The organism is Flavonifractor sp. An92 (assembly GCF_002159175.1).
Lineage (GTDB): Bacteria > Bacillota > Clostridia > Oscillospirales > Oscillospiraceae > Pseudoflavonifractor_A.
The window spans coordinates 1-12,556 of the sequence record NZ_NFGZ01000005.1 but is presented as its reverse complement, the minus strand read 5'-3'; the positions used below and the strand labels follow the sequence as shown (position 1 = coordinate 12,556).

Annotated in this window: 10 protein-coding genes; all 10 read left to right on the top strand. The window is 68.7% G+C overall.

All coding sequences use genetic code 11. The features are described from left to right. The first annotated feature begins 48 nt into the window (after positions 1-48). Entirely contained in the window at positions 49-408 is a 360-nt protein-coding gene (locus B5G43_RS05140; RefSeq protein WP_087259407.1) for a hypothetical protein, read from the top strand. 20 nt (positions 409-428) lie between these two features. After that, on the top strand, positions 429-3,509 hold the full coding sequence (locus tag B5G43_RS05135) for a BTAD domain-containing putative transcriptional regulator (RefSeq protein WP_158097358.1): 3,081 nt from the start codon (positions 429-431) through the stop codon (positions 3,507-3,509). Next, positions 3,509-5,554, top strand: coding sequence for an ATP-binding protein (locus tag B5G43_RS17970; protein WP_087259405.1), 2,046 nt, complete (start codon positions 3,509-3,511; stop codon positions 5,552-5,554). The genes B5G43_RS05135 and B5G43_RS17970 overlap by 1 nt, the downstream gene beginning before the upstream one ends. Then, the gene (locus B5G43_RS05125) at positions 5,541-6,383 is read left to right on the top strand and encodes a hypothetical protein (protein WP_087259404.1); all 843 of its coding nucleotides are present in this window, start codon (positions 5,541-5,543) and stop codon (positions 6,381-6,383) included. Before B5G43_RS17970 ends, B5G43_RS05125 begins: the two co-directional genes overlap by 14 nt. 144 nt (positions 6,384-6,527) lie before the next feature. Next, the gene (locus B5G43_RS05120; protein ID WP_087259403.1) at positions 6,528-8,264 is read left to right on the top strand and encodes a phage tail sheath family protein; all 1,737 of its coding nucleotides are present in this window, start codon (positions 6,528-6,530) and stop codon (positions 8,262-8,264) included. Between the two features lie 26 nt (positions 8,265-8,290). After that, positions 8,291-8,713 carry a phage tail protein gene (locus tag B5G43_RS05115; RefSeq protein WP_087259402.1) on the top strand — a complete coding sequence of 141 codons (423 nt, stop codon included), beginning with the start codon at positions 8,291-8,293 and terminating at the stop codon, positions 8,711-8,713. Positions 8,714-8,804: 91 nt separating this feature from the next. Further along, positions 8,805-9,176, top strand: a complete 372-nt coding sequence (locus B5G43_RS05110) for a hypothetical protein (protein ID WP_087259401.1) — start codon at positions 8,805-8,807, stop codon at positions 9,174-9,176. A 41-nt stretch (positions 9,177-9,217) separates the two neighbouring features. Next, entirely contained in the window at positions 9,218-9,361 is a 144-nt protein-coding gene (locus B5G43_RS05105; protein ID WP_204244524.1) for a DUF6760 family protein, read from the top strand. Positions 9,362-9,381: 20 nt separating this feature from the next. After that, positions 9,382-9,837, top strand: coding sequence for a phage tail protein (locus B5G43_RS05100; protein WP_087259399.1), 456 nt, complete (start codon positions 9,382-9,384; stop codon positions 9,835-9,837). Positions 9,838-9,840: 3 nt separating this feature from the next. Next, on the top strand, positions 9,841-12,556 hold a 2,716-nt coding region (locus B5G43_RS05095), incomplete at its 3' end, for a hypothetical protein (protein WP_143382835.1).

Here is a 12,556-nt window from a genome sequence, read left to right as displayed (position 1 = left end):
GGCGCGGTCCCCCCACCGAACGCGGCCAGAGAAGAGGAGGACGACGGGATGGAATTTCGGTGTCTGGTGCTGTGTGCTCCCGAGCAGACGGCGTTTTTTCAGAAGAGCGTGCATCAGTTTGCCCGCCAGGAGGGGCGCTGCCCGGCGGTGGAGTGCTTTGCCCGGCGGGAGGATCTCCTCTACCGGCTGCGGCGGGGGAGCTGCGACGCGGTGGTGGTGGCCCTTCAGGGTGCGCTGGGGATGGAGTCGGCCATCGGCGTGCGGGCGCTGGACGCCAGCGTCCCGCTGATCTGGATCTCAGACGACGAGGACTTTGGCATGCAGAGCTACCGGCTGCGGGCGCGGATGTTTCTGCGCTTCCCGGTGGAGGAGGAGCAGGTGACCCGGGCCCTGCAGCGGTGCGTATGAGCGGGGCGCAGAGGGAGCGGATGCTGAGTAGCAAGCTCCAGGCGCCCACCGCACCCCGGCATTTCCTGGTCCGGGAGCGGCTCCTGGACCGGCTGGACCAGGCGGAGGAGCCGCTGCTGGTCATCAGCGCCGCCATGGGCTATGGCAAGACGGTGCTGCTCACCCACTACACCAAGCGCCACCCGGAGCAATGTGTCTGGTACCACGTGGGGGAGAGCGACAACGACATCATGGTCTTTTCCCGCTACCTGTGGGCGGCAGTGTCCCGGGCGGCGCCCGAGCTGGAGTTCGATCTGTCGCCCTACCTGACGCTCCAGCAGGACGAGGAGCTGGTGCGCAACCTGGCCCTGGACTTCGCCGTGGTCCTGCGCGGGCGGAAGGGGGAGCGGCTGAACCTGATCCTGGACAATTTTCAGGTGATCCAGAACGAGTGGATCTTTCTGTTCCTGAATCTGCTTCTGGACAGCCGTCCCCGGGGCCTGCGGCTTATCCTGGCCACCAAGAGCGCGCCGCCGGCCTTCTGCGCCCGCTATCTGCTGGAGGGCTCGGCCCTGGTGCTGGGGGCGGAGAGCCTGGCCTTCGATCTGGAGGAGGTGGAGCAGCTCATCGCCGCCGATACCGCGCCCGACCGGCTGGCGGCCACGGCACAGGCCCTTCAAAACCGGATGGAGGGCTGGCCGGCGGGGCTGTGCTTCACCATCCTTTACGCCCGGCAGACCCGGCTGCGGGTGGACCAGCTGGACCTGGACCAGGCCTGTCAGCAGCCCTATCTGCGGGATTACATCATGCACGAGCTCTTCCGGAAGCTGCCCTTTGACCTGCAGCAGTTCCTGGTGTGCACGTCGGTGCTGGAGTATCTCCGCCCCGACGTGTGCAACGCGCTGCTGGGCATCGACAATGCCGCGGGGCAGCTGGCCTATCTGGAGCAGGAAAATCTCTTCATCCTGCGCCTGTCTGGGGGGCCGATCTACCGCTATCACTCCCTGTTCCGGGATTTCCTGGACAGCCGTCTCAAGCCGGGGCAGCGCGCGGCACTGCTGGCCCAGGCGGCGGATTTTTACCTCCGTACCCCCGATAAAGCCCAGGCGGCGGAGTATGCCATCGCCTGCGGCGACGGGGAGCGGCTGCAGCGCGCCCTGGAGGACGCTGGCCGGGAGGCGCTGTTCCGGGGCGAATTGAGCACCGTGCGCCGCTGGCTGGAGGAGCTGCGGGCCATCGGCGCGCCCCTCACGCCGGAGATGTGCCTTTTGAAGGGCCAGTATCTGGAGCAGGTGGGGGACCAGACGGGCGCGTTGGCTCTGACCGAGGAGCTGATCGACGGCTATCCCGACCGGACCGGGGAGCGCTGTCTGCTGGAGGCCAAGCTCCTACGGGCCCAGCTGGCCCGGGAGCTGGGCAGCGCGGCGGAGAGCCTGGGCCTGGTGGAGGAGCTGCTGCCCCGGATGCGCCACCGGCTGCCCCACAGCCCCCTGCGCCGGCAGGCGTGGGAGCTGCGGCTCTACAACCGGCTGGACCTCTATCCGGCTGACGAGGTGCTCCGCCAGGTCCTGGAGGAGCTGGAGAGCAGCGGAGCCCGGCGGGACCCGCTGGAGCGCAGCTGGTGCCGGGAGCAGGCCGTGATCTGCTGCTTCGCCATGGGGGAGTACCGCAGAGCCATGCAGATGTATGTGCTCCTCCGGGGCGAGGGGGACCGCGCCGGTGCGGCGGTGGCGCCCTATATCCAATTTTACCTGGCCCTGAGCGGACGGCCCGGTCCGGCCCGCGCCCGGATGGGCAAGGCCGTGGAGGAGATGCCCGACTGGGTCTATCACCAGACCATGCAGGACATCGTGCTCATCCAGGCCATCGTGGAGCAGATCGCCCGCATGGAGGGGGGCGACGCGGAGCCCCCGGTCCAGACCTTCTGGGACAGCGGCGTCCTCCGGGGCGGGAGCAGCAGCCGGTTCCAGGGAGCCTTTCCGGTGCTCTGCCGGGCGCTGCTGCAACAGCCCATGGCGGCGGAGACCGAGGAGGCCCTCTTCACGCTGGAGCGGCGGAAGATCCCGGCCATGCTGGACGGGGTGCGCTGGCTGGCGGTGCGGCAGTGCGCCCGCCGGGGCGCGTATGCCCGGGCGCTGGAACTGTGCCGCCGCACCCGCCCGGAGCGGGAGGACTGGCACAACGGACGGGGATGGGGCAACGCCTTCCTGGCGTTTCTGGACCTGGAGGAGGCCCTTCTTCTCCGGGAGGAGGACCGCGCCGGGGCGCTGGCGCTGGTGCGCCGCTGCGGGACCTACCTGCGGGAGAACGGACTGGTATGCCCCGGCCTCACCGCCGGGGAGCGCGGGACGCTGCAGGAGCTGGAGCGCGGCGCGGAGCCGGCCGGCGGGGAGGAGCCCGGGCTTTTTGTGAAGTGCTTCGGTCCCTTCCGGGTGCTGCTCCCCGACGGACAGGAGCTGCACTGGCGCACCCGCAAGACCCAGGAATTGTTTGCCTACCTCTTCCATCTGGAGGGGGCCTGGGTGGACCGGGAGAAGCTGATGGACATGCTCTGGCCCCAGTCGCCCGCCGCCAAGGCCACCTCGCTGCTCCACACCAGCCTCTATAACATCCGCAAGAGCCTGGCGCCCTACGGATTGGAGGGGATTATCCTGCGGGAGAAAAAGCGCTACCGCCTGGATCTGGAGCGGGTGCGCTCCGACCGGGAGACGGTGGAGGCCCTGTTCCGGGGCGAGGAGACGGACGAGCCGGAGGGCTTCTGTGAGGGGGCCTATCTGGAGGATGTGGAGTCGGTGTGGGCCGAGGACCGGCGGACCTGGTATGCCGGGCAATTTCTGCGTTACCACCGGGAGCGGGCCCAGCGCTGGATGGAGCAGGAGGACTATGCCCGGGCGGCGGAGTGTCTGCGGGCGGCCATCCGGCAGGAGCCCTACGATGAGGAGCTGGCCTGTCAGCTGCTGCGCTGCTACGGCGCGCTGGGGGAGGTCAAGAGCGCCATGAGCCTCTATAACCGCCTGAAGGAGACCCTGAAGGAGGACCTGGGCGCGGAGCCGGGGGAAGAAGTCACCCGGGTCTATCAGGAATGTCTGCTCCGCCGGCTGGGCAGCGGGAGGTCGTCGTGATGAGAGAACAGGATTTTGCCCCCTACCCAAACCGGGAGAGCGCCTGGCGGGATTTGGCGGCCTGGGGCCGGGGGCTGCTGGACCGAGCGGAGGGGAGAAAACCGGAAGCACCGGACTGGGAGACGCTGGAGGGCCGTGCACGGGCCTCCGCCGCGGCGGGTGTGTTCCTGCCCTTCCCGTATCTCCAGGCCGCCTTGGGTCTGGACTGGGTCCAGAGCCAGTGTCTGGCTCTGGCGCTCCTGCCCGAACTGGAGGAGGGTTTCGCCGATGCCTATGCCGCGCTGGAGCCGGTGGGAGAGGGCTTCCTCACTGCCGGGCTGGCCCTGTGCCTGCTGGAGGGGACCGGACGGGGGGAGCTGCGCTCCGCTCTGGCACCCAGCGGGGCGCTGATGGGCTGTGCGCTGGAGCCGGCGGAGGGTCCCACCCGCCTGACCACCCCCCTGCGGCCGGAGCGCCGGGTGGTGGACTTTGCCCTCTGGGACGCCTGGGAGGAGCCGGAGACCCCAGGCCTGACCCTTGTACCCGCCGGGAATGGTGCTCCGTTCCCGCCGGAGCTGTGGGACCTGGCCGGGCGCATGGCGGAGTACCTGCGCCGGGCGGAGGGGGAGCACACCACCTTCCTCCTCACCGGGCTGGAGGGAGCGGGCCGCCGCACCCTGGCCCGGGCCCTGGCCGGGCGGCTGGAGGAACCGCTGCTGCTGGCCGACGGGGCGTATCTGCGGGGCGAAGGGGGAGAAGCCTTCCGCCGGGCCCTCCTGCGGGAGGAGCGTCTCCAGCACTGCGGGGCGTGCCTCACCGGGCTGGACGGCGTGGTGGAGGAAGCCCGGACCGACCCCGCCGCCGCGGCGTGGCTGGGGGAGCTTTTGGACGAGACGGCCCGTGCCGGGGGCGTGTCCCTTCTGGTGTGCGGAGAGAGCTGGCCGGTGGGCGCGGGCCCGGCGGGCTGGCGCCCGGTGACGGTGCCCCTCCCTCTCCCGGGCCTGGAGGAGAGCCGTCGGCTTTGGAGCCGTCTGCTGGCCGATCAGCCTCTGGTGGAGGAGGCCGACCCGGCGCGTTTGGCGGGCGCCTACCGCCTCACCCCCGGGCAGATGCGGCGGGCGCTGGACAGCGCCCGGTCCCTGGCCCGCTGGGCGGGGCTGGACGGGGTGGACCGGGCGTGCCTGGAGGAGGGCTGCCGCAGCCAGCTGCGCCGCGACCTGGGGGAGAAGGCCCGGAAGGTGGAGGCCGCCTTCACTTGGGACGACCTCATTTTGCCGCCCCGCTCCAAGCGCCTGCTGCGCAGCGCCTGCGACCAGATGAAGCACCGCCCTCAGGTCTACGGCGCCTGGGGCTTTGGGGAGAAACTGGCTTACGGCGCGGGACTGTCCATGCTCTTCTCCGGCCCGCCGGGCACCGGCAAGACCATGGGGGCGCAGATCGCCGCCGGGGAGCTGGGGCTGGAATTATATAAGGTGGACCTGTCCGCCGTGGTGAGCAAGTACGTGGGGGAGACCGAGAAGAACCTGAGCGCCATCTTCCGGGAGGCCTCCCGCAGCCAGGCGGTGCTCTTCTTCGACGAGGCCGACGTGCTCTTCAGCAAGCGCACCGAGGTGAAGGACGCCCACGACAAGTACAACAACATGGAGGCGGCCTATCTCCTCCAGAAGATCGAGGAGTACGAGGGGGTCAGCATCCTGGCCACCAACTTCCTCCAGAATTTTGACGAGGCCTTCAAGCGCCGTCTGAAATTCATCATCCCCTTTCCCTTTCCCGACGCCCACTACCGCCTGCTGCTGTGGCGCTCGGTGTTTCCCAAGAAGACGCCGGTGGAGGCCGACGTGGACTGGGAGTACCTGGCCGGCCAGTTCGAGCTCACCGGCAGCGGCATCAAGAACGTGGCGGTGAACGCCGCCTTTCTGGCCGCCGGGGAGGGCCGCGCCGTGGGGATGGAGCACCTGCTCACCGCGGTGCGGCGGGAGCTGAGCAAGAGCGGCAAGGTGCTCACCCGCGCGGACTTTGGGGAGTACTACATGCTGGCGGAGGAGGACGACGATGGCGAGTTTTGAGGAAAAGGAGCGCCGGGAGGAGGGTCGGAAGCCCCTCTGGCGCACCTCCGAGGGGCGGATGCGGGAAGTCTCGCCCCTCTCCCGCCGGGAGGGGGAGGACCGCCTCACCGGCTATGAGCCCCACCCCGCCCAGGAGAAGAAGGACCGCCCCCGGGAGGCGGCGCGGCTGTCCGGCTCCTACGGGGACCTGGCGGTGGGGACGGACCGGAAAAAGCAGCTGACCCTGGTGGTCTCCAAGCGCCGCAGCCGGGAGGGACCGGCGGCCACCCGGGACGAGAAGGCCCTCCGGGCCTCTGGAGCCCGGAAGATGGAGCGGGTCCGGGGGGAATTCTTTACCAATCCCCACGACCCGGAGCAGAGCGCCCTGGCCTTCCGCAGCCCGGACAAGCCCGCGCCGGGGCGGATGCTGGGCCAGTTCCAGCGGATGATGCACGGCCGGGCGCAGGAGGTGCTCGCCGAGCAGGTGCCCTTTCTGGACCGGCGGCCGGAGCGGGAGGCGCTCAAGGCCCTGGGGGAGCGGGCCGACGACCTGCGCGCCCGGGGCGGAGCGGAGGCTCGGGCGGAGCTGGGCGCTCTCGAGCGGCGGCGGCAGGCCCTCCGCCAGAGCCTGACCGAGAAGGCGGCCCAGCAGCGGAAGGTGCGCCTGATGCTCCAGAAGGCCAGGGAGGAGTCCAAACGCCGGGCGGGGGAGAGCGAGCCGCCCCGGCGCTATTGGCTCCTCACCGCCGCGCCCGCCGGGGAGGAGCCCCCGCCCGAGGAGCCGGAGAACACGCCGGACCTGCCGGAGGAGCCCGCCGGGGACGGCGGGGAGCGCCCGGAAAAAAAGTGAAAAATCCGACCTGTTCAGTCAATTGTTCAGAGAACGGTTCAGAGCAGGCTGATATGATGAGAGCACCAAAGCGGAAACCCAATCTATGAAAATCAGATCAGAAAGGGGGAAGCCGGTTCCGGGAAGGACCGGGACCGGGAAACTATGGCTGAGTATTTGTCCCCGGGCGTCTACGTCGAGGAGTTCGAGTCCGGCGGCAAGCCCATGGAGGGTGTGAGCACCAGTACCGCGGGCTTCATCGGTCTGGCCGAGCGCGGCCCTGTGGAGGGCGTGCCCCAGCTCATCACCAACTTTGCCGACTTCAAGCGCACCTATGGCGGGTATCTGTCCGAGAGCGAGTTCGGGGAGTACCGCTTCCTGGCCTACGCGGTGGAGCACTTCTTCATCAACGGCGGCTCCCGCTGCTTCGTGGCCCGTGTGGCCCCCGGCGACGCCAAGTGCGCCCAGGGCGCGGCTCCCGCTGAGGGGGACGCGGTGCTGACCTTCGCCGCCAAGAACCCCGGCATCTGGGGCGACAACATCCGGGTGGTCCTCACCCCCGCCAGCAAGGCCAAGACCCAGATCCTGGAGATCCGGGAGACGCCCAACGGCAAGGAGTACGTGGTGAAGAACGGCGCGGGCTTCCACGCCGGCGACGTGGTGGTCTATGACGACAAAAAGACCGCCGTCTACAACAAGGTGGTCAAGAGCCAGGACAATGTCCTCACTTTCGCCGAGGAGTTCGCCGAGGACGTGGTGGACAAGAACCTGCTGCCCATCAAGACCATCAGCACCTGCGAGTTCTCCATGGAGGTCAAGTACGACGACCAGGTGGAGCTCTATGAGAACCTGTCCTTCAACGTGGAGGCCCCCACCTTCGTGGGCAAGCGTCTGGCCAAGTCCGAGCTGGTGAGCGTGTCCTTCGGCGCCCTGCCCGAGGACAGCACCGCCCCCTTCCAGAGCCTGTGCGCCGCCGAGGGCGACGCCCTGGTGACCGTGGGCCTGTCCGGCGGCAGCAACGGCAGCGTGGGGAATCTCTCCGCCGCCGACTTCATCGGCGTGGACAACGGCGCGGGCAGACGTACCGGCATCCAGGCCTTCCTGGACAACGACATGGTCTCCCTGATGGCCGTGCCCGGCGTGGTGGACCCCAACGTGCAGCTGATGCTGGTGGCCCACTGTGAGAACCTGGGCAGCCGCTTCGCCGTGCTGGACCTGCCCCGGGAGGCCCGGAAGGTCCAGGACATCCTGAACCACCGCGACATGTTCGACACCAATTACGCCGCCCTCTACCACCCCTGGCTGGAGATCTTCGATCCCCTGGACAAGAAGAACATCGCCATCCCGCCCTCGGGCTCCATCCTGGGCATCTACGCCCGCAGCGACAACACCCGCGGCGTCCACAAGGCCCCCGCCAACGAGGTGGTCCGGGCCTGCGTGGGACTGGACACCCCCTTCAACAAGGGGGAGCAGGACATCCTCAACCCCAAGGGCGTGAACCTGATCCGGGCCTTCCCCGGCCAGGGCATCCGCGTCTGGGGCGCCCGCACCGCCACCTCCAACGCCAGCTGGAAGTACGTCAACGTCCGGCGACTGTTCATCTTCATCGAGGAGTCCATCAAGGCCAACACCAACTGGGCGGTGTTCGAGCCCAATGACGAGCAGCTCTGGGTCCGGGTCAAGCGCACCATCGATGTGTTCCTCACCGGGCTGTGGCGCAACGGCAGTCTGGCCGGCTCTTCGACCTCGGAGGCCTTCTTCGTGGACATCGGCCGCAGCACCATGAGCCAGGACGACATCGACAACGGCCGCCTGATCTGCGTCATCGGCGTGGCCCCCGTGAAGCCCGCCGAATTCGTGATCTTCCGCATCACCCAGAAGACCAGCGAGGCCGGCGAGTAACACAACTGGAAAGGAGCGCTTGAGTTATGGCTTACCCCTATGGAAAATTCAGATATCGGGTGGAGATCGACGGCCTGGACGCCGGCGGCTTCTCCGAAGTGACTGGCTTCGACGCCTCCATCGACGTCATGGAGTACCGGGAGGGCGACATGGTCCAGACGCCCTACAAGATCCCCGGCCTGAAGAAGTACGGCAACATCACCCTGAAAAAGGGCCTGACCGACTCCCTGGTGATGTACGAGTGGCTCATCACCGGCGTGGACGGCCCCGTGGACCGCAAGACCATCACCATCACCTCCCTGGATGAGGCGGGGCAGGACGTGGCCTCCTGGCAGGTCATCAACGCCTGGCCCATCCGCTATACCGCCCCCGACTTCAACGCCACTTCCTCCGAGGTGGCCATCGAGACGGTGGAGATCGCCCACGAGGGCATGACCCGCGTATCGTAAATAGACCAAAGCGGCGGCTGGTGCGCCGCGGGGCGGGGAGCCCCGCGGCGTTCCGGCCTTGTCCGCATATCCAGGAGCGGAGGTTTTCAGCATGACCTTTGAGACGGAATTTCATTTCACCCTGCCCCGGGGCTACGTGGACGACACGGGGATGCTCCACCGGGAGGGCATCATGCGCCTGGCCAACGCGGCGGATGAGATCCTGCCCCTGCGGGACCCCCGGGTGCAGCAGAACCCCTCGTATCTCACCATCATCCTGCTGGCCCGGGTGATCGTGCGCCTGGGCTCGCTGCCGGCGGTGGACACCAAGATCGTGGAAAAGCTCTTCACCATGGATCTGGCCTACCTGCAGGACCTCTACCAGCGCATCAACTCCATGGAGACCCCCTGCTACAAGGGGATCTGCCCTCACTGCGGGGAAGAGGTGGAGATCCCGGTAAATTTTCTGGGAGCCGGACAATAGCGGTTTATCCGGCGGAAAAGATCTATGAGGAGGCCGCGTTTTTGGGCTACTACCTCCACTGGAGCCGGGAAGAGGTGCTGAGCATGAACCACCTGGAGCGGCTGCGCTGGTGCCGGGAGGTATCGCGCATCAACTCCCAGCTCAACAACGAGGAGAAGCGCGAAAACATCTTTGAGCAGATCTGAGGGGAGAGGAGGGACCGGCCATGGCCGCGACGATGGAGCACCATCTGGTGGTGGGCAACCAGTATTTTGTGGTCTATTTCGGCAAGACCCGCGTCAGTTTTTCCAAAGTGAGCAACCTGCAGCGCGCCGTGGAGCACGAGGAGCTGACCGAGGGCGGGCTCAATGACTTCGTCCATGTGCTCACCCGGCCGGGCAGCCAGAGCGGGACCCTCACCCTGGAAAAGGGGGTCCTGGCGGAGACGGACGCCGCCAAGGTGCTCCGCGCCCTGGCCCCGGGCAGGCGCATCCAGGTGCCGGTGACCATCACTCTCTACCACTGGAACGAGAAGCAGACGTGGACGGCGGTGCGCTCCTGGGGGCTGGAGGACGGCGTGGTCACCCGCTGGGAGCTCACCGAGCTGGACGGCCTGGGCAGCTCCGTGGCCCTGGAAAAGCTGGAGATCTCCCACAGCGGACTGACCGAGCTGGAGGTGTAAGCAGTGCTCAAGCCCCATGTGCTCTCTCTGCCCATCCGCCGGGGGCTGACGCGGCCCGGGCTCCGGCCTGTGGCGGCGGCGCTGTCGGACGGCGGCGCGGCGCGGTTTGCCCGCTCCATCCTGGAGCGCTTCGGCCGGACGGGGGAGGAGCTCTATCCGGAGGCCTGGCTGGTGTTCCGGGAGGAAGAGGAGCGGGAGGCCGTCCAGGAGGAGGGCGATCTCCGTCTGACGGAGCTCACGCTGCGTCTGGCCCTTCAGTTCAGCTCCTTCTGGAGCCTTCCGGCCCGGGCGGAGGCCCCCGCGCCGATGGAGCGCCAGACGGTGACCCGGAGCCTTACCAACTGCCTGACCGCTCTGGAGACCCGGGACCGGGAGACCTGTCGGGAGGTGCGGGAGATTTTGCGCCAGGTGACCGCGCCTCAGGCCGACCGGGAAGCCCACACCCATACCGTGGAGCGCCTGCGGGAGCGGCTGGAGCAGCGCCTGCGGGAGGTGGAGCGGACGGTGCGTGCACCGGTCTCCCACCCGAGACCCGCCGAACGGGAGACCCTGACCGTCCAGAAAGAGCGCTTCTTATCCCTCTTTTTCCGGGCCGACCGGGAGGAGCGGGAGCGGGTGTGGGCGCTGGTGGAGCGGGAGCAGGGTCTGGTGCCCCGCCGCGAACACGCCCCGGACGGCGAGACGCCGGACCGCTCGGACCACAGCGACCGGCTCGTGGAACTGGTCCGCGAGAGCTCCCGGGAGGAGTATACCCGGCTGCTGCGGGTGCTGGAGCGGGGCCTGAGCCGCCCGGTATCCGTCCAGGCGGGAATGAGGGAAGCGCTGCCCGCCCGGCGTGCCGATGCCCGGACGGCAGAAGCCCCGGCCCATCGGGCGAGCGGGGAGACGGCCCTGGAGCACATCCCGGACCGGGTGCCGGAAGCACCGTCTGCGTCCCGTGGTCCCGACCGGGGCCGGGAGACGGAACCGCTCGCGGTCCAGGCCGCACCGGTGGTGCAGTGGCTGCGCGCCGCGCTGGAGGCCGGACCGGTCCGGCGCGGGGAGCTGCTGGAGTACATCCAGGCCGCTCCGCAGCCGGTGCAGCAGGCTTTTTTGACGCTCATCCAGCGCAGCGGAGCCATCTCCCCGGGCCGTCAGGCCAAGGCGGCAGAGGCCCCGGAAGGGGAGCGGCTGAGCATCCTGGTGCGGGAGAGCCGTCGGCGGGAGCTGATCGCCTTGGTGCGCTGGGCGGAGGAGCGCCGCCCGGCCGGGCCGTCTCTGGACGTGCCGCCCGCGGTTCCCGCCATTCCGAACGAGACGGCGATGGAGGCCCCCCAAGAGGCGGAGGCCACCCCCATCCCGGCGGAGAGCCGGGCACTGGAGGAGCTGCGGAGCTTGGTCACCGAGCAGCGGACCCACCGGCGGGAGGAATTGTGGCAGATCCTGTCCGCCGCCCGCCCGGCGGAGCGGCAGGCTTTGCTGGCCTCTGCGTCCGCTCTGGCGGCCGAAGCCCCGGACATTTGGGGCGGCACGACCGGCGCGGGCGAGGAGACCTTGGTCCACCTCATCGAGCGCAGCGGCGACCCTGCCGCTCTGGTGGAGCGCCTGCTGACCGGGGAGCCGGTCCGGGCCTTGGAGCGGGCGGCAGAGCGGGAGCGCGTCGTCCGGGAGCGCCTGACCGCCTATGTCCAGGGCCGGGGCGGCAGCTGGCAGGGAGAGCGGGAGCGCCTGCTCTCCGGACTGGCGGAAGAGGAGGGCGTGGTCCTGCTCCGCCGCCTCACCGACAGCGGCGCGGTCCGGACCACACCGGCGCCCGCCGCCGTCCCACCGTCCGCCGCACTGGCGACGGTGGAGCGGATGCTCACCTTTCAAAGCCAAAAGGAGTATAAATCCTTCCGCTACCGCCTGAATGAGTACCTGCGCAGGGATACCCACCCGGCCGAGCCGGTCACCCAGGTGCTGGAGCGCTGGGTGAAGGAGAGCCGCCGGGCTGAGGGTCAGGCGGTGGCCCGCCAAATGGCCCCGCTGGTGGAGCGCCGTCCGGCGGCGTGGACCTGGAATCTCCTGGGCAGTCAGCCGGAGAAGCGCGGGGAGGCAGAGGCGGCCCCGGTGCTCCAGGCGCTGGCCCGGGGGGAAGGCCTGGTCTATGCCCGGCTCCTTCAGACCGCGGAGCGGCAGGAGCCGCCCCTGGGTATTCTGGCCCAGACGCTGCCCCGCCTGACCGCGGAGGCGGAGTTGCCGGACCGGAGGATTGCGCGAGAAGGTACCCGGATTCTGGAGCGCTCCACGCTGCCCGTAACTCGCTGGCAGACAGTCCACGGCGAGCCGATGGTTCTCCGGCAGGAGATGGTGCAACAGAGCTCCCCGGAAATAAGGGCCCAAACCTCGGACCGGACGATTGAGCGAGCAAGCAGCCGGGTCCTGGAACGACTGACGCGGGAGCGTTCGGTGCTGCCGGTGATCCACTGGCAGACAGTCCCCGGCGAGCAGATGGTGTTCCGCCAGGAGACCATGCGTGAGAGCTCCCCGGAAAGATTGGTCCAATCTTCGGAGCGGACGCTGGACCGGACCATCGAGCGAGAACGTACCCAGGCTCTGGAACGACTGACGCGAGAGCGTTCGGTGCTGCCAGTGACCCGCTGGCAGACAATCCCCGGCGAGCAGATGGTGCTCCGGCAGGAGACTACACGTGAGAGCTCTCCGGAAACAGTGGTCCAAACCTCGGAGCGGACACAAGACC

Coding starts and splice junctions, on each gene's coding strand:
- B5G43_RS05140 (WP_087259407.1), top strand. CDS start 49: ATGGAATTTCGGTGTCTGGTGCTGTGTGCTCCCGAGCAGACGGCGTTT.
- B5G43_RS05135 (WP_158097358.1), top strand. CDS start 429: ATGCTGAGTAGCAAGCTCCAGGCGCCCACCGCACCCCGGCATTTCCTG.
- B5G43_RS17970 (WP_087259405.1), top strand. CDS start 3,509: ATGAGAGAACAGGATTTTGCCCCCTACCCAAACCGGGAGAGCGCCTGG.
- B5G43_RS05125 (WP_087259404.1), top strand. CDS start 5,541: ATGGCGAGTTTTGAGGAAAAGGAGCGCCGGGAGGAGGGTCGGAAGCCC.
- B5G43_RS05120 (WP_087259403.1), top strand. CDS start 6,528: ATGGCTGAGTATTTGTCCCCGGGCGTCTACGTCGAGGAGTTCGAGTCC.
- B5G43_RS05115 (WP_087259402.1), top strand. CDS start 8,291: ATGGCTTACCCCTATGGAAAATTCAGATATCGGGTGGAGATCGACGGC.
- B5G43_RS05110 (WP_087259401.1), top strand. CDS start 8,805: ATGACCTTTGAGACGGAATTTCATTTCACCCTGCCCCGGGGCTACGTG.
- B5G43_RS05100 (WP_087259399.1), top strand. CDS start 9,382: ATGGCCGCGACGATGGAGCACCATCTGGTGGTGGGCAACCAGTATTTT.